The 22,625-nt window shown below is 69.1% G+C and carries 18 protein-coding genes; 5 read left to right on the top strand and 13 right to left on the bottom strand.

Annotated features, from left to right (window positions below; all coding sequences use genetic code 11):
• The first annotated feature begins 59 nt into the window (after positions 1 to 59).
• The 3 genes from ACYQ5L_RS09460 to ACYQ5L_RS09450 all read left to right on the top strand — a co-directional run bounded on the left by ACYQ5L_RS09460 (position 60) and on the right by ACYQ5L_RS09450 (position 3,545).
• Positions 60 to 902 carry an NAD(P)H-binding protein gene (locus ACYQ5L_RS09460; RefSeq protein WP_459956997.1) on the top strand — a complete coding sequence of 281 codons (843 nt, stop codon included), beginning with the start codon at positions 60 to 62 and terminating at the stop codon, positions 900 to 902.
• Between the two features lie 44 nt (positions 903 to 946).
• Positions 947 to 2,338 (top strand): MFS transporter, encoded by a 1,392-nt coding sequence (locus ACYQ5L_RS09455; RefSeq protein ID WP_459956996.1) that lies wholly within the window; start codon positions 947 to 949, stop codon positions 2,336 to 2,338.
• Between the two features lie 109 nt (positions 2,339 to 2,447).
• Complete coding sequence (locus ACYQ5L_RS09450) at positions 2,448 to 3,545, top strand: methyltransferase (RefSeq protein WP_459956995.1); 1,098 nt, start codon at positions 2,448 to 2,450, stop codon at positions 3,543 to 3,545.
• 113 nt (positions 3,546 to 3,658) lie between these two features.
• Here ACYQ5L_RS09450 and ACYQ5L_RS09445 read toward each other — a convergent pair whose 3' ends face one another.
• The 11 genes from ACYQ5L_RS09445 to ACYQ5L_RS09395 all read right to left on the bottom strand — a co-directional run bounded on the left by ACYQ5L_RS09445 (position 3,659) and on the right by ACYQ5L_RS09395 (position 17,846).
• The gene (locus ACYQ5L_RS09445; RefSeq protein ID WP_379198424.1) at positions 3,659 to 4,147 is read right to left on the bottom strand and encodes a DUF4254 domain-containing protein; all 489 of its coding nucleotides are present in this window, start codon (positions 4,145 to 4,147) and stop codon (positions 3,659 to 3,661) included.
• Between the two features lie 340 nt (positions 4,148 to 4,487).
• Positions 4,488 to 5,588 (bottom strand): glutamate 5-kinase, encoded by a 1,101-nt coding sequence (gene proB / locus ACYQ5L_RS09440; protein ID WP_459963374.1) that lies wholly within the window; start codon positions 5,586 to 5,588, stop codon positions 4,488 to 4,490.
• A gap of 76 nt (positions 5,589 to 5,664) precedes the next feature.
• Positions 5,665 to 7,116, bottom strand: coding sequence for a GTPase ObgE (obgE, locus tag ACYQ5L_RS09435; RefSeq protein WP_459956994.1), 1,452 nt, complete (start codon positions 7,114 to 7,116; stop codon positions 5,665 to 5,667).
• A gap of 357 nt (positions 7,117 to 7,473) precedes the next feature.
• Entirely contained in the window at positions 7,474 to 7,740 is a 267-nt protein-coding gene (gene rpmA / locus ACYQ5L_RS09430; protein WP_379198420.1) for a 50S ribosomal protein L27, read from the bottom strand.
• A 39-nt stretch (positions 7,741 to 7,779) separates the two neighbouring features.
• Positions 7,780 to 8,091 (bottom strand): 50S ribosomal protein L21, encoded by a 312-nt coding sequence (gene rplU, locus ACYQ5L_RS09425; RefSeq protein ID WP_067544282.1) that lies wholly within the window; start codon positions 8,089 to 8,091, stop codon positions 7,780 to 7,782.
• Between the two features lie 529 nt (positions 8,092 to 8,620).
• Complete coding sequence (locus ACYQ5L_RS09420; RefSeq protein ID WP_459963373.1) at positions 8,621 to 8,782, bottom strand: SEC-C metal-binding domain-containing protein; 162 nt, start codon at positions 8,780 to 8,782, stop codon at positions 8,621 to 8,623.
• A gap of 236 nt (positions 8,783 to 9,018) precedes the next feature.
• Positions 9,019 to 12,327 carry a translation initiation factor IF-2 N-terminal domain-containing protein gene (locus tag ACYQ5L_RS09415; protein WP_459956993.1) on the bottom strand — a complete coding sequence of 1,103 codons (3,309 nt, stop codon included), beginning with the start codon at positions 12,325 to 12,327 and terminating at the stop codon, positions 9,019 to 9,021.
• A gap of 460 nt (positions 12,328 to 12,787) precedes the next feature.
• Positions 12,788 to 13,204 (bottom strand): nucleoside-diphosphate kinase, encoded by a 417-nt coding sequence (gene ndk / locus ACYQ5L_RS09410; protein ID WP_379198416.1) that lies wholly within the window; start codon positions 13,202 to 13,204, stop codon positions 12,788 to 12,790.
• A 99-nt stretch (positions 13,205 to 13,303) separates the two neighbouring features.
• The gene (locus ACYQ5L_RS09405; protein ID WP_459956992.1) at positions 13,304 to 13,705 is read right to left on the bottom strand and encodes a DUF4233 domain-containing protein; all 402 of its coding nucleotides are present in this window, start codon (positions 13,703 to 13,705) and stop codon (positions 13,304 to 13,306) included.
• Positions 13,702 to 15,150, bottom strand: coding sequence for a bifunctional tetrahydrofolate synthase/dihydrofolate synthase (folC, locus tag ACYQ5L_RS09400; protein WP_459956991.1), 1,449 nt, complete (start codon positions 15,148 to 15,150; stop codon positions 13,702 to 13,704). Before folC ends, ACYQ5L_RS09405 begins: the two co-directional genes overlap by 4 nt.
• Entirely contained in the window at positions 15,147 to 17,846 is a 2,700-nt protein-coding gene (locus ACYQ5L_RS09395; RefSeq protein ID WP_459956990.1) for a valine--tRNA ligase, read from the bottom strand. The genes folC and ACYQ5L_RS09395 overlap by 4 nt, the downstream gene beginning before the upstream one ends.
• Positions 17,847 to 18,242: 396 nt before the next feature.
• Here ACYQ5L_RS09395 and ACYQ5L_RS09390 point away from each other — a divergent pair, with 396 nt between their 5' ends.
• Positions 18,243 to 18,911, top strand: coding sequence for an AAA family ATPase (locus ACYQ5L_RS09390; RefSeq protein ID WP_459956989.1), 669 nt, complete (start codon positions 18,243 to 18,245; stop codon positions 18,909 to 18,911).
• A gap of 470 nt (positions 18,912 to 19,381) precedes the next feature.
• On the opposite strand, the gene ACYQ5L_RS09385 is transcribed toward ACYQ5L_RS09390, so the two are convergent.
• On the bottom strand, positions 19,382 to 20,308 hold the full coding sequence (locus ACYQ5L_RS09385) for a diacylglycerol/lipid kinase family protein (RefSeq protein ID WP_459956988.1): 927 nt from the start codon (positions 20,306 to 20,308) through the stop codon (positions 19,382 to 19,384).
• Positions 20,305 to 21,882, bottom strand: coding sequence for an FAD-binding oxidoreductase (locus tag ACYQ5L_RS09380; RefSeq protein ID WP_459963372.1), 1,578 nt, complete (start codon positions 21,880 to 21,882; stop codon positions 20,305 to 20,307). Before ACYQ5L_RS09380 ends, ACYQ5L_RS09385 begins: the two co-directional genes overlap by 4 nt.
• A 146-nt stretch (positions 21,883 to 22,028) precedes the next feature.
• On the opposite strand from ACYQ5L_RS09380, the gene ACYQ5L_RS09375 reads away from it, so the two are divergent.
• A complete protein-coding gene (locus ACYQ5L_RS09375; protein WP_459956987.1) occupies positions 22,029 to 22,610 on the top strand; it encodes a TetR/AcrR family transcriptional regulator in 582 nt (193 codons plus the stop codon).
• Positions 22,611 to 22,625 lie beyond the last annotated feature (15 nt).

Here is a 22,625-nt window from a genome sequence, read left to right as displayed (position 1 = left end):
GTGCATGACAGCATGCATATGTCATCAAGCACGGATCTTATCTCTCGAATGGAGAACTCATGACCACCCTCGTCACCGGCGCCCGCGGCAAGATCGGCCAGGCCGTCCTCGCCGATCTGCACGCCGCCGGGCTGCCCGTTCGCGCCGCCAGCGCCGATCCGGCCGCCCTCACCGTCCCGGCCGGCGTGGATATCGCCGAACTGCGGCTCGACGCTCCCGAGACCTTCGGCGCCGCGTTGCAGGGCGCCACCCAGGTCTTCCTCTACCCCGAACCCGCGGGCATCGATGCCTTCATCACCGCCGCACAGCAGGCAGGCGTCGAACACGTCGTGCTGCTGTCCTCCTCGTCCGTCCTCGGCCCGGACGCCGAGATCGACCCGCTCGCCATGCACAACCTCGCAGTCGAAAAGGCCCTGGCCGCTTCGGATCTCACGGTCACCGTGCTGCGTCCCGACAGCTTCGCCACCAATACCCTCGGCTGGGCCCACTTCATCGCCGATGACATGCCGATCCAGCACGCCTACCCGGACGCCGCCATGGCCGTCATCCACCCCACCGATATCGCCGATATCGCCGTCGCCGCCCTCACCTCCGGCGACCTGCGCGGCCGCACCGTCACCCTCACCGGACCGCAACTGCTCACCTTCCGCGAACAGCTCGCCATCGTCTCCGACATCCTCGGCCGCGGCATCCCCATGGACGAGATCACCCGCGCCGCGGCCGAAGAGCAGATGGCCCAGCACATGCCGCCCGCCTTCGTCGGCTCGCTGCTCGACTACTGGGCAACCGCCACCATCCGGCCCGCCCCCGTCGCGGACACCACCGAAACCCTGCTCGGCACCCCCGCCCGCACCTTCGCCCAGTGGGTCCGCGAGAACGCAACGGTGTTCTCCCCCTCCTGATTCCGTCCTCGCACCGCGCGAGGCCCTGTCTCCCTAGGCATTTCATGTCCTCCACCTTGGCCGTCGAGCCGCGCGCCGCGGTGCGCGCCCGCTGGGCCGTGCTCGCCGTCATCCTCTTCGCATCCATCCTCGATCTGCTGGACGCGACCATCACCAATATCGCCGCGCCCACCATTGCCGCCGACCTGGGCGGCGGAGCGGCGCTGGTCCAATGGCTCGGCGCCTCCTATTCACTCGCGATGGGTGTACTGCTGGTGGTGGGCGGGCGGCTCGGCGACAAGTTCGGTCGCCGCCGGCTGTTCCTCATCGGCATCAGCGGCTTCACTCTCGCTTCCATTGCCTGCGGGCTCGCCGTCGATCCCGCTTCCGTCATCGTGTTCCGGGTGCTGCAAGGCGGTTTCGGGGCGCTGCTCATTCCGCAGGGGTTCGGCATTCTCGCGGCGGTCTTTCCCCGCGATGAGCTCGCCAAGGCATTCGGCGTTTTCGCACCCGCCCTCGGGCTGTCCGCCATCGGCGGGCCGCTGCTCGCCGGGTTCCTCATCGACGCAGACCTTTTCGGGCTCGGCTGGCGGTCCATGTTCCTGATCAATATCGTGCTCGGCGGGCTCGCCATCGTGCTCGCCGCCCGACTGCTCCCCCGTGATCACGGTGATCGCACCGTCGGCGTGGACGGTCTCGGGTCCGGACTGCTCGCCGCCGCCATGTCCGGTGTGCTCTACGGCTTGATCGACGGCTCCGCGCACGGCTGGTCGGTCGCGCCGATCCTCTCGCTCACCGCCGGGCTCGTCTTCTTCGCTCTGTTCGGGCTGCGGCAGCGCAGTGCCGCGAGCCCGTTGATCGAGCCCTCACTACTGCGCAATCGCGGATTCACCTCGGGTCTGCTGCTCGGCCTGGTGTACTTCGCCGCCACGTCCGGACTGCTGTTCGTGCTGTCGTTGTACCTGCAGGATGTGCTGCACCGCAGCCCGGCGCAGACCTCGCTCGGGCTCGCGCCGATCGCGGTGGGCATCATCGTCGCCTCGATCGCGGCGCATCAGCTCCTCGCACGGCTGGGCCGCAGGCTGGTCGCCATCGGCCTGCTGCTCACGCTGCTCGGCACCCTCACCCTGCTCGCGCTCATCGCGGTCACCACTCCCACGCCGTGGCTGCTGGCCACCCCGGTCCTGCTCACCGGGCTCGGCCTCGGGGCCTGCTTCGGCAGCATCTACCAGGTCACCCTCGGCGATATCGATCCCAGCGAATCCGGTAGCGCCAGTGGCTCACTGTCCGCGGTTCAGCAGCTGGCCAACAGCCTCGGCGCGGCGGCCGTGACCACCGTGTACTTCCACACCACCGGCGGAACCACCGCGGCACTGGCCACGGTCGCCGGAATCACCGCGGTGTGCTGCGCCGTGGTCGGGCTGCTGCCCCGCCACGCACTGCCCCACAGCCACTGAAACACCCCGCGAATTCTTCCGACGCGCGGATGATCGCCCGTTCTGCCTGGCAGGACGGGCGTAGTCTGCTGAGAGTCCGCGAAATCGGCGACGATTGTTGGGGTCCGCCATGGCATCCGCGTCATCCAGAATTCCGCCGCTCCCGATCGTGCGCGCCGTCGGATTGTTCCGTGACGGGCTGGCCGCGCTGCACCGGCGGCTGGTGCCGGGGCCCATCGCACTGCTGGAACTGGCGATGACCGGGTTCCTGTCGCAGGCCATCTATGCGGCGGCGGAGCTCGGGATCGCGGACGCCCTCGATGCCGGTCCCCAGCGGCCCGCCGAACTCGCGCGTCTCGTCGGCGCCGATGAGGACGGCCTGCGGCGGTTGATGCGGCTGCTCATCAGCTTCGACATCTTCACCCAGCGCCGCGACGGGGCCTACGCGCTCACGCCCATCGCGCGGGCGCTGCGCAGCGATGGCGAGGTCTCGCTGCGGGACATGATCCGGTTCTTCGGGTCCGGATTCCATCGCAACCACTGGACCCACCTCGTCGATGCCGTGCGCACCGGGCGACCTGTCGGCGAGACGCTCGAGGGTATGTCGTTCTTCGAATACACCGCCGCCCACCCGGATCTCGGCGAACTGTTCGATCGGGGCATGACCAGCGTCAGCAGCCTGGCGGTGGAGCCGCTGCTGGCCGCCTACGATTTCGGGCAGTACGGCACGCTCGTCGATCTCGGCGGCGGGCAGGGCAGCCTGCTCGTCGAGATCCTGCGGCGCAACCCGGCCGGGCGCGGCATCATCTTCGATCTGCCGCGGGTGGCGGACGGCCTGCCCGCACGGATTGCCGAATACGGTCTGGCGGACCAGATTTCGGTGGAAGCCGGATCGTTCTTCGAAGCCGTGCCCAAGGGCGGGGACGCCTACATTCTCAAACACATCCTGCACGACTGGTCCGATACCGAGGCGGAGCGGATTCTGCGGACCCTGCGCACGGCAATGGAACCCGATGCCGTGGCACTGGTCATCGAGGTGGTGCTGCCCGAGCACGGGCGGCCGCATGCCAGCAAGTTCATCGATCTGGAGATGCTGGTGCAGGCCACCGGGCGGGAACGCACGCTGAGCGAATACCGGAAACTACTGGAGCGCAGCGGCTTCCACTTGCAGCGCAGCGTCGGCACCGTCACACCCGACAGCATTCTGGTGGCGCGCCCCGCGCGGTGACCGGCCCCCTGCGCCGATCACCGCTCGACACCGCGCGACCACCCGATACCTGATCACACGGCGCGTCCACTACTCACCCGGTGCCTCCACTACTCACCCGGTGCGCCCACTGCTCACGCAGAACGCCGCATCCGCGCCTCGACGACCCCGGCCGCCCGATCGGTCCAGCCATCGGCCAACTGCGCCAAGAGAAACCATGCCGCATGCACCTGTTCATCGGACACCTGCTCGGCCGTGCGCAGCAGGTGCACCGCCCGCACGTGCGCGGCGGCCATCCCGTCGATCATCGCCCCGAGGGACTCGGCCCGCGCTGCACCCCTCCGCAGCGCCCGGCTCGCCACCCATTCGTCGATGAAAGTGACGATCCGGGACCGTAGTTCATCGATGCCGCCCGCATCACCGGGCTGATCCCGGCGCGCCAAATGCAATTCGGCCAGGGCCCGGGCCCAGCGGGTCACCGGATGGTCCTCGGCCTGATCACCGATATGACCGCAGAACGCGGCCAGCAATTCATGCCAATCCGGCAGCAGGGGGCGATTTTCGAAGACATTGTCACGACCACTCACCCGCCACTGTGAATTGTCCGGTTCGGGTATGTACATACCTACCTCCACGGCGGTGCGGGCGCACCCGGCGCTCCGCGTGGCGGAAGCCGGACCGCGAGCCCGGCGCGGCAAGGGCGGACCGCGCCGGATCCAGGCATCCGCTATCGGCGAAGGGCACATCTCGATGCGGGCGCCGGGTGCAATTCCAGAATGCGCTGTGAACGCCGTCCGCCCACTGCCCTTTCCATGGCCTTCCGTCGCCCCTCGGCTCGCCGCGCCGGGCGACACGCTGAGGAGGACCGGAAAACTCGGTCATACGAAACCGACCGGATTGCTCGAAACGCAGCGATCCGACTGGTACGCAGCATATTTGGGGGTTGCCCCCGCCGGTTGCGGGCTAGATCTTGACCAGATCGTCGGCGTGCACGACCGGACGCTTCATGCTGTCCGGCAGCTCACCGGTCGAGCGGCCCTTCATCGATTCCAGCTCATCGCTGTCATAGGCGGTGACGCCGCGCGCCACGATCCGATTGTCCGGAGAGATCAGATCGATGACATCGCCGCCGTAGAAGCGGCCGTTCACCTCGGTGATGCCCGCCGCCAGCAGCGAACGCCGCTGCTCGGCCACCGCGTGCACCGCACCCGCGTCGATGTGCACCGCGCCATGACTGTCGGCGGCATGCCGGACCCAGAACTTGCGGGCGGACAAGCGAACCGGGCGCGCGGCGAAGGCGGTGCCCACGCTCGCGCCCGAGAGCGCGGCGGCGGCATCGGAGGCGGCGGCCAGCAGCACCGGCACGCCGGCATCGGCGGCCAGCCGGGCCGCGCCCAGCTTGGAGGCCATACCACCGGTGCCCAGCGCTCCGCCGGTGCCGGCGATCACGCCGTCCAGATCGGCGCTGCTGCGCACCTCCGGAATGAAGGTGGCCGAACCCTTGCGCGGATCACCGTCGTAGAGGCCGTCCACATCCGAGAGCAGCACCAGCGCGTCCGCGCCGACCAGGTGCGCCACCAGCGCGGCCAGCCGGTCATTGTCACCGAACCGGATCTCTTCCGTTGCGACGGTGTCGTTCTCGTTCACCACGGCAATGGCGTGCAGCGACCGCAGCCGGTCCAGGGTGCGCTGTGCGTTGCGGTGATGCTCGCGGCGGCCGAAGTCACCGGCGGACAGCAGCACCTGCCCGACCACGCGGCCGTAGCGCGAGAACGAGGTCCCCCAGGCATGCGCGAGAGCGAGCTGGCCGACGCTGGCGGCCGCCTGCTTGGTGGCGAGATCCTTGGGGCGCTTGGACAATCCGAGCGGCGCGATGCCCGCGCCAATGGCGCCCGAGGACACCACCACCACATCGGAGCCCGCGCGCATACGCGCCTCCACCGCATCGGCCAGCTTGTCCAGCCGATCGGTATCGAGGCCGCCCTCGAGGCTCGTCAGCGCCGACGACCCGATCTTGACGACCACACTGCGCGCCGTGGCAATGGCCCGCCGGGCCTCGCTCAGCCCGGACTCCACCCGCGTGATACTCGAACTCACCTGCACCACACCTCAATTCGCCCGCGGGACCACCGCGGTAGTTCTATTCGTCCTCGTCCACCAGGCCGCGCCGCACCCGCGAGGCGTGCTTGCGCTCGGCCGCGCCGATGCGCTCGGTCTGATCCAGGCGCGGATCCACGCCGCGGCGGGTCATCAGCGTCTCGCCGCCGGCGGAGATCGCGGGCTCCCAGTCGAAGTAGTAGTCGCCGATGGTGACCGGCGCGCCGGGCTGCGCGCCCTGCTTGACCAGTTCGTCCTCGACGCCGAGACGGGCCAGGCGGTCGGCCAGGTAACCCACGGCCTCGTCATTGTCGAACTGGGTCTGCGCCACCCAGCGCTCCGGGCGCTCACCGGTGACAATGAAGCCGCCGGGCACCTCCGGATCCTTGATCACCTTGAATCCGCTGTCGCCCTTGGCGATCGGTCGGATCACCGGACGCGCCGGCTCGGCCTTCGGATGCGCCTCGCGGTACTCGCGGACCATATCGGCGAGGGCGAAGGTCAATGGGCGCAAGCCTTCCCGGCTCACCGCCGAGATCTTGAACACCGGCCAGCCGCGCTTGGTGAACTCCGGGGTCACCATATCGGCGAGCTCATCGGCATCGGGGACGTCTACCTTGTTGAGAATGACCACGCGCGGCCGGTCGGCCAGATCGCCGAGGCTCGCATCGCCCTTCAGCGCGGGCTGATAGGCGGCCAGTTCGGCCTCGAGCGCGTCCACGTCCGAGATCGGGTCGCGGTCCGACTCCAGGGTGGCGCAGTCCACCACATGGGCGAGCACCGCGCAGCGCTCCAGATGCCGCAGGAAGTCCAGGCCCAGGCCGCGGCCCTCGCTCGCGCCCGGAATCAGGCCCGGCACGTCGGCCACGGTGAAGGTGGTGTCGCCCGACTGCACCACACCGAGATTCGGCACCAGCGTGGTGAACGGGTAGTCGGCGATCTTCGGCTTGGCGGCCGACAGCACCGACACCAGGGAGGACTTACCGGCCGACGGGAAGCCCACCAGGCCCACATCCGCCACCGACTTCAGCTCCAGGACGAGATCGCGTTCCTCGCCGTCCTCGCCGAGCAGCGCGAACCCCGGCGCCTTGCGCGCCTTCGACACCAGCGCCGCATTCCCCAGACCGCCGCGCCCGCCCCGCGCCGCGATGTACTGGGTCCCCACCCCGATCAGATCCGCCAGCACCTCACCGTCGGTGCTCATGACCACGGTGCCGTCCGGCACCTTCAGCAACAGCCCCTCACCCTGCTTGCCATTGCGATTGGAGCCCTCACCCGGCTTGCCGTTCCCACCCTTGGCATGCGGATGGAAGTGGAAGTCCAACAGGGTGTGCACATTCGGGTCGACCTCGAGGATCACATCCCCGCCATTGCCGCCATTGCCGCCATCGGGCCCACCCAACGGCATGAACTTCTCGCGGCGCACCGAAGCACACCCGTGCCCGCCTTTGCCCGCACGCACGTGCAGTACGACACGGTCGATGAATTTGGACATATCGGTGATCATCCTCCTTCAGGACTAGTCGTCTGTTTTGGGGACCGGGGGCCACCCCGCCACGGGGGTTCGGCAGCCAGCCTCACCTGGGGTTCGAGGGCCCGCCCCCTTTCCAAGGGGGTCCGGGGGCTTAGCCCCCGCCGTCTTTTCGCTAAGGGGGGTCCGGGGGCTTGGCCCTCGGCATCTTTTCGCTAAGGGGGGTCCGGGGGCTTGGCCCTCGGCATCTTTTCGCTAAGGGGGTCCGGGGGCTTAGCCCCCGCCGTCCTTTTCGCACATCGTGCGAACACAGAAACGGGCCAGGGTGTTTCTGCACCCTGACCCGCTTCGGAAAGTTTGTGGAGAAGCTCCGTGACGGCGTCAGGCCGACACCGGCTCCGGAACCACGATGTTCACGGTCTTGCGGCCACGCTTGGTGCCGAACTGGACCGAGCCCGCCTCGAGGGCGAACAGCGTGTCGTCGCCGCCACGGCCGACGTTCACGCCGGGGTGGAAGTGCGTACCACGCTGGCGAACCAGGATCTCGCCGGCCTTGACGGTCTGGCCGCCGAAGCGCTTCACGCCGAGCCGCTGGGCATTCGAGTCGCGACCGTTGCGCGAGCTGGATGCACCCTTCTTATGTGCCATTTCAAACTCCTCGTGCCGGGGTGCGAACCCCTGGTCGGACTACTTGATGCCGGTGACCTTCAGGACCGTCAGCTTCTGACGGTGGCCCTGACGCTTGTGGTAGCCGGTCTTGTTCTTGAACTTGTGGATGCGGATCTTCGGGCCCTTGGTCTGATCGACCACCTCGGCGGACACCGTGATCTTGGCCAGCGCGGCCGCATCGGTGGTCAGCTCGGCGCCGTTGACAACCAGCACCGGCGACAGCGACACGGACGTGCCCGGCTCACCCTCGAGCTTCTCGACCTTCACCAGGTCACCGACCGCGACCTTGTACTGCTTTCCGCCGGTCTTGACGATTGCGTACGTTGCCATCGGTCGGCTGCCCTTCTTTCTTCGTACTTAGTGCTCGGCACTGTTCTCACGCGGCTGAACCCCGGCTGCTGCCGGAAACCGCCGCATGACTGGTCTGGTATTCACCGCCGCCTCAGGCCGATGGCTCTAAATACGAACCGGGGCCCACTCTCTAACAGCACTTACGACCTCAGCGCAGACTGCTGTCACCGGGGGCAGCGACTGTCCAAGACTACAGGACATGCCCACCCCCCTCCAAACTGGGGTGAGGAGCCCAACTCTCGGGTGCTCTCAGGGGCTTCGCCCCCGAACCCCCAGGAGAATTCCCGGGGGCTCCGCCCCCGAACCCCCGGACGAGTGCGCGCGGCCGGCGCCCGGCGCACAGGCCCGCCGCCGTCGGCCCCGGCCCGTCACCGTCGGCCCCGGCCCGTCACCGTCGGCCCCGGCCCGTCACCGTCAGCCCCAGCGCGTCACCGGCGGCCCCAGCGCGTCACCGTCAGCCCCAGCGCGTCACCGGCGGCCCCGGCCCGTCACCGTCAGCCCCAGCCCGTCACCGGCGGCCCCAGCCCGGCGCTTGCTGGGCTGACGCTAGTCCCGGACGTAGTAATCGCCCGGTACCCCGTCGTAGGTGCCCTTCGGGCGGCAACAGCGTTTGAAACCGGCGGCCGGAGCCGCAGGGGCAGGGGTCGTTGCCGCCGAGCTTCTCGACCAGCTCCTTGTCGTGGCCGATGGTGCGGTCGCCGCGTTTGACCTTGGTCTCGCTAGAGGGAACCCCCGGCGGCGCTTGCTGGTCCGTTCAAAAGGATGTCTCGTCGTTGCGGTACATGATCGGCTCCTTTGCTTATCGAAGCCTCGAGCCTAGGCAGCAGCTGGCGGGGCGGCCAACTGGTTTACGGCGAATGCCCGCCCTCCCTGGTTGCGGGAGGGCGGGCATTCGGCGGGGTTCACCTACTTGTTGGCGTCCTCAGGAGCGCCGGCCGGGCGGCCCGCGGTGCGGCGGCGCGGGCGGGCGCGCGGGGGGACCTGGACCGGGGCGATGTCGTCGAACGACAGGGCCGGGGTTTCGGGCTTGTCCGCGCTGGAGATGACGAAGACCGCGCTCGTGCTGTCCGCGGCCGGGGCCGCGGGGGTGCGGGCCACGCGGCGGCGCGGGCGACGGCCGGAGGTGACGGCCGGAGGCTCGGGCTCGGCCGGCTTCGGCTCGGTGTCCCGCTGAGTGGCGGCGGTCTGCACGGCCTCGGCGGCCTGGGCTTCGGCCACGGTCACCGCGGCCTCGGCGGCGGCGTCGACGGCGTCCGCCGCGACGACCTCGTCCGCTGCGGCGGAGACCGACTCGGACTCGGTTGCCGCCGGGGCGGTTCCGTTGGTCCCGGCCTTGCCGGTGGCGGCGGCCTCGGCTTGCGCTTCAGCGGCGACCTCGGCCTTGGCGACAGCGTCCGCTTCTGGGGTGAGCTGCTCGGCTTCGATGGCTGCCTCGACACCCGCGACCTCGGCCGCGGCCACTGCTTCTTCGGCGATGGCGACCTCGTCGGCGATGACGGCGGCTTCGGCGGCCTCCTCGTCGTCGTGGTGGTGGGCGGCCATGGCCAGGGCGACCGGGTGGGCGCGCTTGGCGGCGACCTTCTCCTTGGCCTCCTTGGGCTCTTCGGCCACCGGGGTCTCGACCGGGGCCGGGGGCTCGGCGGCGGCCGCGCCGCGGTCCTTGCGGCGGCGGCGCGAACCCTCGCGGCGGCCGACGCCCTCCTCGGCGGGAGCCGATTCGACCGGGTAGTTGTGCACCAGGATGCCGCGGCCGTGGCAGTGCTCACAGGTGGTCGAGAATGCCTCGACCAGGCCGGTGCCCAGCTTCTTGCGGGTCATCTGGACCAGGCCCAGCGAGGTGACCTCGGAGACCTGGTGGCGGGTGCGGTCGCGGCCCAGGGCCTCGGTCAGGCGGCGCAGCACCAGGTCGCGATTGGATTCGAGGACCATGTCGATGAAGTCGACGACGATCATGCCGCCGATATCGCGCAGTCGCATCTGGCGGACGATCTCCTCGGCCGCTTCCAGATTGTTGCGGGTGACGGTCTCTTCCAGGTTGGAGCCGCCGGCGCCGGTGAACTTGCCGGTATTGACGTCGATGACCGTCATGGCCTCGGTGCGGTCGATCACCAGCGTGCCGCCGGAGGGCAGCCACACCTTGCGATCGAGGGCCTTGGCCAGCTGCTCGTCGATGCGGAAGCTGCCGAACACGTCGACGCCGTTGTTCTCGTGGCGCTCGACGCGGGCCAGCAGGTCCGGGGCGACGGTGCGGACGTAGTTCTCCACGGTGGTCCAGGCGCGGTCGCCCTCGATGACCAGCTTGGAGAAGTCCTCGTTGAACAGGTCGCGGACGACCTTGACCAGCAGGTCGGGCTCCTCGTACAGCGTCTTCGGCGCGCCCGAGCCGTTCTTGCCCTGCTCCTCGATGGTGCGCCAGGTCTGCTGCAGCCGCTCCACATCGCGAGCCAGCTCGGCCTCGCTGACGCCCTCCGACGCGGTGCGGATGATGACGCCGGCATCCTGCGGGACGATATCGCGCAGGATCTCCTTGAGCCGCTTGCGCTCGGTATCGGGCAGCTTGCGGGAGATGCCGGTGGAGGTGCCGCCCGGCACGTACACCAGGAAGCGGCCGGCCAGGCTGATCTGCGTGGTCAGACGAGCGCCCTTGTGGCCCACCGGATCCTTGGAGACCTGCACCAGCACGGTGTCACCCGGCTTGAGCGCCTGCTCGATCTTGCGTTCCTTGCCGCCGAGACCGGCGGCCTCCCAGTTCACCTCGCCCGCGTACAGCACGCCATTGCGGCCGCGGCCGATATCGACGAATGCGGCTTCCATCGACGGCAGCACGTTCTGGACCTTGCCCAGGTACACATTGCCGACCATGGACGCAGACCCGGTGCTGGTCACGAAGTGCTCGACCAGGATGTTGTCCTCGAGCACCGCCACCTGAATGGTGTTCGACGGATGATCGGGGAAGTGCTTCTCACGCACCACCATCACCCGGTCCACCGATTCGCGGCGGGCCAGGAACTCCGACTCGGTCAGGATGGGCGGACGGCGGCGACCGGCCTCGCGGCCGTCGCGGCGGCGCTGGCGCTTGGCTTCCAGGCGGGTCGACCCGCTGATGCCCTGCACCTCGTCCACCTCTTTGGCGGCGCGACGCTTGGAGCGCGGTTCGCGCTCGTGCACGACGGTGTTCGGCGGATCGTCGTCGGCGGCCTCGACCTCGCCGTCGTCCCCGCCCTTGCGGCGGCGCCGACGGCGCCGGCGACGGCTGCTCGAACCCTCCGGCACGGCGGCCGACTCGTCGTCGTCCTCGGTATCGGCGTCGGCGTCCTCGCCGTCGATGTTCTCGGCCGCGATCGGATCCTCGGATTCGGACTCGGCGTCGTCACCATCGGAATCGCTGTGCTGTTCACCGCGACCCCGGCCGCGACCGCGGCGACCGCGACGGCGGCGGCGCGAGGTGCCCTCACCGCGCTGCTCGCGGGACTCGTCGCCGTCCCAATCGCTCTCGTCCTCGGTCTCGTCGGATTCGGTGGCCTCGGCGGCCTTCTCCTCGGCGACGGTCTCCTCGAGCTTGGTCTTGCGCTCGTCGGCCTTGCGGTCGTCCCTGCGCTCGTCGACCTTGCGCTCGTCGGGCTTGCGGTCCTCGATCTTGGTCTTGCGCTCGGCGCGCAGCTTGCGGCGCGCCTCCTCGGCGGCGGCGGCGTCCGGCGACAGGAACAGCGGCGCGGCCACCACGGCGGCGGGCTGGAAGGTCACCGGCTCCTCGGCCGGCGGCTCCGGCGGCTGGAACGGGCTGGTGAACAGCTTCGCCTGCCGCGCGCCGGGCGCGGAGTCGGTGGCGCCGGTCTTGGCCTGGACCTCGGCCTCGGCGGCTTCGACCTCCTCGGCGGCCAGTTCATCGGCGGCCCGGTCGTCGCCGGCGGCGATGGCCTGATCGACCGTCGTCTCGGCGATCGGCTGCGGCGCGGCGGCCGGCTCGACATCCCGCGGCCCGAAGGCGTCGCGGACGGTCTCGGCGACCGTGCGGTCCAGGCTCGATTGCGGGCTGCGCGCCTGCGCGCCCATTTCGGTCAGGTGGGCCAGGATCTTCTTGCTGGTGACTCCCAGCAACTTCGCCAGTGCGTGCACACGGATCCGTTCCGGCAACTGTTCGGCAGCCGGGATGGTGTCCGCGGCCTCCCCTTCGGCATTCACCTGCGATGCTTCCTGCGGCTCTCGATCGGCCACGAAATCTCCCTCGGGCCCCCGGGCGCGTCCCTCGGAGAGTGACGCGGCCGACGCGGGGGCGCTGTTTACTCGGTCTCGCGCCTTGTCAGGGCGCGAGAGCGATGGTCTGTGCGCCGCGCGGCCCGTTATCACCTTGTGTTCGTCGTTCGGGCTAACTGGCCGCATGGCGCCTGGTTGGTTGGCTCAACTCCGCATCACGAGCGTTCATCCAGCGTGCCGGCCGACAACCGAGTCTTTGAAGTCGTCGAGGGCAGCGATGATCGTCCGTCGCTCCGCGGTGTCAATCGGATATCCCCCTCCACCTGCCGCTAACGGCGAGCGTCGGCGATATCCGATGCCAGTATCCCACACCACGTCGGGGCGTCGCGCCCACGAACCCCCCCGCGTCGGGATCTCACCGGGTCGAGATCGGCCTCGCACCGGCCGGTGCGAGGCCGGGACCTCGGTGCTGTTCCGCCCGTCAGAGGGCGAATTCGGGGAACCAGAGGGAAATCTCACGCTTGGCGGACTCGGGCGAGTCGGAGCCGTGCACGAGGTTGAACTGGGTTTCGAGGGCGAAGTCGCCGCGGATGCTGCCGGGGACGGCCTTCTCGACCGGGTCGGTGCCGCCGGCGATCTGGCGGAACGCGGGGATGGCGCGCGGGCCTTCGAGCACGGCCGCGACGACCGGTCCCGAGGTGATGAATTCGATGAGGGAGCCGAAGAACGGCTTCTCGGCGTGCTCGGCGTAATGCTGGCCGGCCAATTCCTCGGAGACATTCACGAGCTTCAGGGCAGCGATCTTCAGACCCTTCCGCTCGATGCGGGTGATGATCTCCCCGATCAGGCCCCGGGCAACGCCGTCCGGCTTGATGAGTACCAACGTCTGCTCAGTCACGCGCAAAGAGTAACCGGGGTTCCGCCCTGGAAATAATCCTGGCCCCGCGGTCGGACGACCGCGGGGCCGGGACGAGTGAGGTGGGTGACCGCCGGTGGCTCAGGAAGCCATGCGCTGGCTGGGCAGCAGGCCCGCGTCCATCCGCTTCTTCACATCGGCGCGCAGGAAGAGGATGAACAGCCAGACCGCCGCGAACACCACGCCGATAATGAGGATCGACAGGTGGATGAAACCGCCTACCAGCAGCGGGATCTGGAGCGCGAGGTTGAAGGCGATGGCCCACGGCCGCTTCTGCACGCCCGCGCCCAGGATCATGAGCACGGCCAGGCCGACCAGGAACAGCACCGACCACCAGCGCAGTCCCCCGCCGACGGCGGAGACCACCGGCAGGGCGAGCAGCACGGTGATGGCCTCGAGGATGAGCGTCCCGGCCATCACACCGCGGAAGCCCTTCCACGGGTCGGTGGCGGGTGCGGGCACGGGCTGCTGTTCCTCGGTCACGCGGGATCCTTTCCGAAGAGGGAGCGGGCGGCCCCGGCGGTGACGACCGAACCGGTCACCACAATGCCGGCGCCGGAGACCATCTCACCATTCTCCCCTTCCTCGGCGAGGGCGATGGCGGTCTCGATGGCGTCGGCCAGGTCGGCCGCGACCGCCACCCGCTCGTCGCCGAAGCGCTGAACGGCGAGATTGGCGAGATCGTCGACGGGCAGAGCGCGGGGGGAACCGTTCTCGGTGACGACGATCTCGTCGAAGACCGGTTCCAGCGCGTCGAGGATGCCGCCGGCGTCCTTGTCGCCCAGCACCGCGATGACGCCGACCAGTTTGCGGAAGTCGAATTCGGTGGTGAGCGTGGCGGCCAGGGCCCGCGCGCCCTGCGGGTTGTGCGCGGCGTCGATGAAGATCGTCGGTGCGGCCCGCATGCGCTCCATGCGGCCCGGGCTGACGGCGGCGGCGAAACCGGCTCGCACGGCATCGATATCGAGCTGGCGGGAGGCGCCCGCGCCGAAGAAGGCTTCCACGGCGGCGAGCGCGAGGACCGCATTGCGGGCCTGATGCTCACCGTGCAGGGGCAGGAAGATGTCCTGGTAAACACCGCCGAGACCCTGCAATTCCAGGACCTGGCCGCCGACGGCCACCCGCCGGGTCAGCACCTGGAACTCCGAACCTTCGCGCGCCACAGCCGCATCCGCTTCGACGGCGCGGCGCAGCAGGACGTCCATGACCTCCGGTTCCTGCTGGGCGATGACCGCGACGGTGTCGCGCGGCACCAGCCCGTCGTCGGGGGCCTTCTTGATGATCCCGGCCTTCTCCCCCGCGATGGAGGTGAGATCCGGTCCGAGATAGTCGGTGTGGTCCAGGCCGATCGGGGTGATGACGGCGACCTGGCCGTCGATCACATTGGTGGCGTCCCAGCGGCCGCCCATGCCGGTCTCGACGATGGCCACATCGACGGGCGCCTCGGCGAAGGCCGCGTAGGCCATGCCGGTGAGCACCTCGAACTTGCTCATGGCCGGGCCGCCCGCCGCCGCGGACTGCTTGTCGATCATCTCGATGAACGGCTGCAGTTCGCGGTAGACCTCGACATAGCGGCCCGGGGTGATGGGCGCGTTGTCGATGGCGATGCGCTCGGTGGCCAGCTGCAGGTGCGGGCTGGTGATGCGGCCGGTGCGCCGGTGCAGGGCGGTCAGCAGCGAATCGATCATGCGGGTGACCGAGGTCTTGCCATTGGTGCCCGCGATATGGATGGCCGGATAGCCCTGCTGCGGCGAGCCGAGCAGATCCATGAGGGTGGAGATGCGGGTGAGCGACGGCTCGATCTTGGTCTCCGGCCAGCGCTGATCGAGTTCGGCCTCGACCAGGGCCATTTCGGCCAGGTCCACCGGGGAGGTGCCGCTGGTCAGTGGCGCCCCTTCGGCGTACTGGCGCTCCGGTTCGCCGTTCACTTGCCGTTGCCCTTGGCGATCTCCTGCAGCCGGGCGCCGATGCGCTCGACCTCGGAGGCGGCGATCTCCTGGCGGGCCCGGATCTTGGCGACCACGTCCTCGGGCGCCTTGCCGAGGAAGGCCTCGTTGCCGAGTTTGGCGGTGGTGCCGGCCAATTCCTTCTGCGCGGCGGCGAGGTCCTTCTCCAGGCGGCGGCGCTCGGCATCGAGGTCGACGGTCCCGGAGGTGTCGATCTCGACGGTCACCGTGGCATTGGTCAGGCGCACCTCGACCGCGGCGGTGGCGGAGAAGTCATCGCCGGGCGCGGTGAGGCGGGACAGATTGGCGACCTCGGCCTGCTGCGCGAGCAGATCCGCGCCGTCCAGGCCGATGAGCTTGGCCGCGACCTTCTGGCTGTCGGCCAGACCCTGATCGCTGCGGAAGCGGCGGATCTCGGTGATCAGCTTCTGGGTGTCGGCGATGCGGCGGGCGGCGACCGCGTCGGCGGCCGCACCGGAGACCTGCGGCCAGGACGCGATCACGATGGATTCGCCCTCGGCGCCCTCGGTGAGGGCCTGCCACAGCGATTCGGTGACGAACGGGATGGCCGGATGCAGCAGGCGCAGCACCGAATCCAGCACATTGCCGAGCACCAGGCGGGTGCCGGCGGCGCGCTCGTCGGATTCGGCGAACTGCACCTTGGCCAATTCCAGGTACCAGCTGCAGAATTCGTCCCACGCGAAGTGGTAGAGCGCCTCGCAGGCTTTGCCGAACTCGTAGCGGTCGAGGGCCGCGTCCACCTCGGCGACGACCTCGTCGAGCCGGTCCAGGATCCAGCGATCGGTATCGGTGAGGGTGTCGCGGGCGGGCAGCTCACCGGTGACCGCGCCGTTCATGAGCGCGAACTTGGTGGCATTGAACAGCTTGGTGACGAAGCTGCGCGAGGCCGTCACGTGCGAGGTGCCGACGGAGAGGTCGCCGCCCGGCTGGGCGCCGCGCGCGAGGGTGAATCGCGTTGCGTCGGCGCCGTATTCGTTGATCCAGTCGAGCGGGTCGATGCCGTTGCCGCGCGACTTGGACATCTTCTTGCCGTGCTCGTCGCGAATCAGGCCGTGCAGGAACACATCCTGGAACGGCACCTGCTTCTGCTTGGGATCCTTGCCCGCGGTGATGACCGGGTCGTCGGAGACCAGCATGCCGAACATCATCATGCGGGCCACCCAGAAGAACAGGATGTCGTAGCCGGTGACGAGCACGCTGGTCGGATAGAACTTCCGCAGATCCTCGGTGGCGTCCGGCCAGCCCATGGTGGAGAAGGGCCACAGGCCCGAGGAGAACCAGGTGTCGAGCACGTCCGGGTCCTGCACCCAGCCCTCGGGCGCCTGCTCGTCCGGTCCGAGGCACACGACCTCGCCGCCGGGGCCGTACCAGATCGGGATGCGGTGGCCCCACCACAGCTGGCGCGAGATGTTCCAGTCGTGCATGTTGTCGACCCACTCGAACCAGCGCGGTTCCTGGCCGGCCGGGTGGATCGTCACCTCGCCGTTGCGGACCGCGTCGCCGGCGGCCTTGGCGAGCGCCTCCACCTTGACCCACCACTGCATGGACAGCCGCGGCTCGATGGGCTCGCCGGAGCGCTCGGAGTGGCCGACGGAGTGGATGTAGGGGCGCTTCTCGGCGACCACGCGGCCCTCGGCGGCCAGGCGCTCGCGCACCGCGATGCGGGCCTCGAAGCGGTCCATGCCGTCGAATTCGGTTCCGGTGCCGTCGATTCGGCCGCGCTCGTCCATGATGGTCGGCATCGGCAGGTTGTGGCGCAGGCCGATCTCGAAGTCATTGGGGTCGTGCGCCGGGGTGATCTTGACCGCGCCGGAGCCGAATTCGGGATCGACGTAGTCGTCGGCCACGATCGGGATCTGCGTCTCGGTGATCGGGTGGTAGAGGGTGGTGCCGATGAGGTGCTTGTAGCGCTCGTCGTCCGGGTGCACCGCGACCGCGGTATCGCCGAGCATGGTCTCCACCCGCGTGGTGGCGACGATCACATGCGGCTCATCGTCGTTGAGGGAGCCGTAGCGCAGCGACACCAGCTCGCCCTCGACGTCCTTGTAGTCGACCTCGAGATCGGAGATGCCGGTCCGCAGGATGGGCGACCAGTTCACCAGGCGCTCGGCGCGGTAGATGAGGCCCGCGTCGTAGAGGCGCTTGAAGATGGTCTGCACGGCGCGCGAGAGCCCGTCGTCCATGGTGAAGCGGTCGCGGCTCCAGTCGATGCCGTCGCCGAGGCGGCGCATCTGGCCCTGGATCGCGCCGCCGGATTCGCGCTTCCAGTCCCAGACCTTGTCGATGAACAGCTCGCGGCCGAAGTCTTCCTTGCTCTTGCCGTCCACCGCCAGCTGCTTCTCCACCACGTTCTGGGTGGCGATGCCCGCGTGATCCATGCCCGGCAACCACAGCACCTCGAAGCCCTGCATCCGCTTGCGGCGGGTGAGCAGGTCCATGAGCGTGTGGTCGAGGGCGTGGCCCATGTGCAGGGAGCCGGTCACGTTCGGCGGGGGCAGCACGATCGAGTACGGGGGCTTGTCACTGCTCGCGTCGGCCTTGAAGTAACCAGCGGCTACCCAGCGCTCGTACAGGTCGGCCTCGACATCGCTGGGGTTCCAGCTCTTGGGGAGGGCTTCGGCACGATTACGCGGGTTCTCAGAGGCTGTGCTGGTCACCGTGCGATTCTAAGTGTTGAGATCCAGGTCGCATTCATCGCCGCCGGGATATGGGCGAGCGCGGGTGGCGGCGGAGAGCCGGAGAGCGGAGCTCTCGGCGGATGAGGGACACCGAGAGCCCCGCCCTCGAAAGCAAGACTACCGCCGTTCGCGGCGATCTCCCCGGATCCATAAGCAATTCTCAGGTTCGGCCCAAATCGGCCAGGGTAAGCCACAATTCGTTGCATCACCGTTGCGAACGCACAAGATCTTCGAGGCGCGCAACCCCCCTGCGGCCGATTTCCCCCGACAAGCGACCGGCTCCGGACCGGACCGATGATCACTCGGTGATGGATCAGTGAAATCTCAGGGGAATCCCGGTTGCCGGAACCCATTCCGCCACCGACGATGAAAGGGATGAACCCTCCGCTCGAACTCGGCACACCGCGCTCCCCCGCGCCCCGCGTTGTGATTCCGCACCAGGTACACGATCTGCGCGGCGATCCGATCGGTGAATTGCGGTATCCCGCAGGCGCGGCGGTGATCATCACGGGCGTACCCGGAGCCGGGAAGAGCACCGCGCTGAAGAAACTGTTCGGCGCCACGGCCGAAGGGGTCGAGCCACCGGTGAGTCCGGATGGGGCCGTGGTGCTGGACTCGCAGCATTCCCGGAATTCGTGGCATCGGCGGTTGGGCGGAGTGCCCTACCCCCTGTGGCTGCCGATCGTGCACGCCACCCACTACGCACGGATTCGCAAAGCCCTACAGGCAGCGCCCGGACCGGTGGTGATCCACGACTGCGGCACTCGGCAGTGGGTGCGACGACTGGTCTCCGCATGGGCCGCCGAGTCGGGGCGAACACTGCATCTGATCATGATCGACGCCCCCGCCGAAGCAGCGCTCGCGGGACAAGTGTCACGGGGCCGCGAAGTCGGCCGCCTCAGCTTCCGATGGCACGTCGCACGCTGGCAGCGACTGGTCGATCTGGCGACGGCAGGCGTCATGCCCCGACCGGCGCCCGATTCGGTGGTGCTCCTGGATCGCGCGAATGTGCTCGGGTTGCAGGAGATTTCGTTCGTCGGGTGACAAACGCCGGTCCGCCCGGTCACCAGCCGGTGCGGTTGCCAGCCGGTCCGCTCACCAGCCGGTCCGATCGCCAGCCGGTGCGGTTGCCAGCCGGTGCGGTTGCCAGCCGGTCCGCTCACCAGCCGGTGCGGTCGCCAGCCGGTGCGGTCGCCAGCCGGCCCGCTCACCGGCCGGTCCGGGGCACCAGCCCGTCGGGTCCCCAGCCCGTGTGCTTGTGTGTTTGTCCGCCGCAGGCGAACTGTCAATGAACGGCAGGGATGACAGTTGGTGCACTCGCTGTGTGGGTTCGGGGCCGTCTCGATTTTGGACTGAGTGGAGCGTGCGTCGGAGCGGGGGAGCGAAGCGGAGGAGCTCCGGCGTGCGCGGAGGGAGGGAAAAATCGAGACCTCCAGGCCCCGAACCCCGCCGGAGCGAAGCGGAGGCAAATTAAACACAGCCACGAGCGTCCCTGATCAGACCCGCCCCCCAACTCAGGGAACCAACACCTCGAGCGCCCGTGCATGCGCGCGAAATACCGCCGGCAACGTCCCCGCCGGATCCCCGTCCGCCGTAGCCGGCGCCCCCGGCGCAGCCAACTCGATCCTCGACGCCCGGTACTGCACCGTCGCCGGATGCTCGATCCGCTTCCCCGATGACAGCGCAGGCAGCAACCGCAGCATCTCCAGCCGCGACATCGCCCCCACAACCGTCAAATCCAACATCCCGTCATCGATAACCGCATCCGGCGTAATCAGCATCCCCCCGCCATAAGTCCGGGTATTCCCGACCGCGACCATGACCGCGGGCACCTCGATCACCGTCCCGTCCGGGTGATCCGGCGACCCGTGCAGCTCGATCCGATACGGCACCGCCAGCTTCCCCATCAGCTCGATGAGCGCGGCCACGGTATACCGCATCGGCCCCTTCGGCCAGCTCAATCTATTGGCGCGCAAGGTGACCCGAGCGTCCAGTCCGGTCCCGGTCACCGTCGCGAACCACATCGGAGCCCTCGCCCCCTCGGTTTCGACGGTCCCGAGATCGATGGTGCGGGTCTTGCCGCCCAGCACGACCTCGACGGCCGCGGCGGTGTCCTCCGGGACGCCGACCTCGCGCGCGAGGTCATTGCCGGTACCGCCGGGCACCAATCCCAGCGGAGTATCGGTACCGACGAGAGCCTGCAAGGCCACGCAGGTCAAACCGTCGCCGCCCGCGGAGACCACCGCGTCGGGCCGCCCATCCGGGTCCGCGAGCACGGCGCGCAGCAATTCTTCGGTGTGCGCCGCCGAGCCGCCGCGGATCTCGGTCACCTGCACACCGCGGTCGGTGAACAGATTGGCGGCGGCAATACCGACCTGTTCGCCTTTGCCCTGCCCGGAATGCGGGTTGGTCACCAGGGCGATGGAACGAATCGTTTTCACGGGATCAGCTTCCCCGGGTTGAGGATTCCGGTGGGGTCGACGGCCTGTTTCACCGCGCGCAGCACCCGAACGCCCAGATCGCCGATCTCCTCGGTCATCCACGGCCGGTGGTCGGCGCCGACGGCGTGATGGTGGGTGATGGTCCCGCCCGCGGCGACAATGGCGTCACCGGCGGCGCGCTTGGCCTGCGCCCACTGCGCCAGCGCATCGTCGGCCTGCTTGGCGACGACCGTGAAGTACAGCGAAGCCCCGGTCGCATAGGTGTGCGAGATATGGCACATGACCAGCGCGGGCGTGCCCTGCGCGGTGAGCGAATCCGTCAGGGCGGCGGTGACTTTCGCCTTCAGGTTGGCGAGATTCGACCAGCTCGTGGCGGTTTCCAGGGTTTCGCAGAGGATCCCGACGTCCAGCAGCGAATCACGCAGGTACGGCGCGGAGAAGCGGCCGTGCTCCCATTCCCGGGCGGGAGTCTCGCCGAGCGCGGTGCCACCGGCGGCCGCGAGCAGGGCATGGGCTTCCGCGCTGCGAGCGACCACATGCGCTTCGGTGCCTTCGTATGTCGTGACGGCGAGGCATCCGCCGACGGTCGCGCCGCCGATATCCCCGGCGCGGGCCAGGTTGAGACCGGTCTCGGCCTCATCGGACAGCCGCATGACGGTCGGCGCGGCCCCAGCCTGGATCACGGTGCGCAGCGCCGCCGCACCGGTGGCGAAATCGGGGAACGACCACGCTTGGTAGGCAGTGGTTTCCGGCACGGGGTGCACGCGCAGCGTGACCTCGGTGATGATGCCGAGGGTGCCCTCCGAGCCGGAGAAGAGTTCCCGCAGATCGGGTCCGGCCGCCGAGGCGGGCGCGCGGCCGAGGTCGAGAGTGCCGCTGGGCGTGGCGATTCGGAGCCGCTGGATCATATCGTCGAACCGGCCGTAGCCCGCCGAGGCCTGTCCGGAGGACCGCGTGGCGGCGAAGCCGCCGATGGTGGCGTACTCGAAGCTCTGCGGGAAGTGCCCGAGCGAAAGTCCGTGCTTACCAAGCAGTTCCTCGGCCTGCGGGCCGGTGAGGCCCGCGCCGAGGGTGGCGGTGCCGCTGATCGGGTCGACCTCGGTCACGGCGTCCAGGCGGCGCAGGTCCAGGGCGATGACAGCGCCGAAAGCGCCTCGGGCCGGGTCCAATCCGCCGACGACGCTGGTGCCGCCGCCGAACGGGACCACGGCGATGCCGCTGGCCGCGCAGTGGTCCAGCAGGGCAAGCACTTCCGCGTGATCGGCGGGGAAGACGACGGCATCGGGCGCGTCCTGCGGCCCATCGGCCCGGCGGCGCAAGAGATCCGGGGTGGACTTGCCGCCGGCGTGACGCAGCCGATCGCGGTGGCCGGCCGACACGTTCTCCGTGCCGACCACCGCGACGAGCCCGGCGTGCTGTTCCGGCGAGAGCGCCGAATCACGCAGCGGCACGTCGCCCTCATCGCGACGGGTCACCGGATCACCGGACACTCCGAATACCTGCGCGAGCAGTCCCCGAATCTGCGCCGGCAGCGGTTTGTGTCCGGACGGGGAGCCCCAGGCGTCCCACACCATACTCGGGCGATCTTGCGGCTCGCCCGGGTTTTCCGTCGATGCGGAGGCTGCTCGTGTGTCGACCATGCGTTACAGTCTGACATAGAATGTCAAGCAGTAACGATCCCGACCCGGAAAGAACCTCTAGCCTCTCCATGGTGGCATCCATGACATCGACCGAACCGTCCTCCGCCGTCGATCGGGCGATCCTCGACGCGGCCCGGGCCTGCGTGGCCGAATTCGGCGTCCGGCGCACCACCCTCACCGAGGTGGCCAAGCGCGCGGGCGTGAGCCGGCCGACCGTGTACCGGCGCTGGCCGGACACCGGATCACTGGTGGCGGATCTGCTGGTGCGCGAACTGCGCGAGATCATCGCGGCGGCGGTGCCCGCCAGCGGGACCGCCCGTGCGCGCCTGGTGGCGTCGATTGTCGGCGGCGGCGGCATGATGCGGCGGAACCCGCTGTTCGCCAAGATCTTCCGCACCGACGCCGAGGTCATGCTGACCTACGTGTTCGAACGGCTGGGCCGCAATCAGCGGGCGCTGATCGAGCTGTTCGCCGACGGCATTCGAGAAGGCCAGCGGGACGGGTCGATTCGCGCGGGGGATCCCGAGCGCCTGGCCACCATGCTGCTGCTCATGGCGCAGTCGGCGGTGCAGTCGGCGGGAACCGTTGCCGCACTGCTCGACTCCGATCAGCTCGACACCGAGCTCGGTTACGCGCTCGACCGCTATCTGGCGCCGCAGTAGGCGCCGACGGCCCGC

The sequence above is a fragment of the Nocardia sp. IFM 10818 genome (assembly GCF_054655275.1).
The sequence above is the reverse complement of the archived record's forward strand: the minus strand, read 5'-3'. Positions and strand labels throughout refer to the sequence as shown.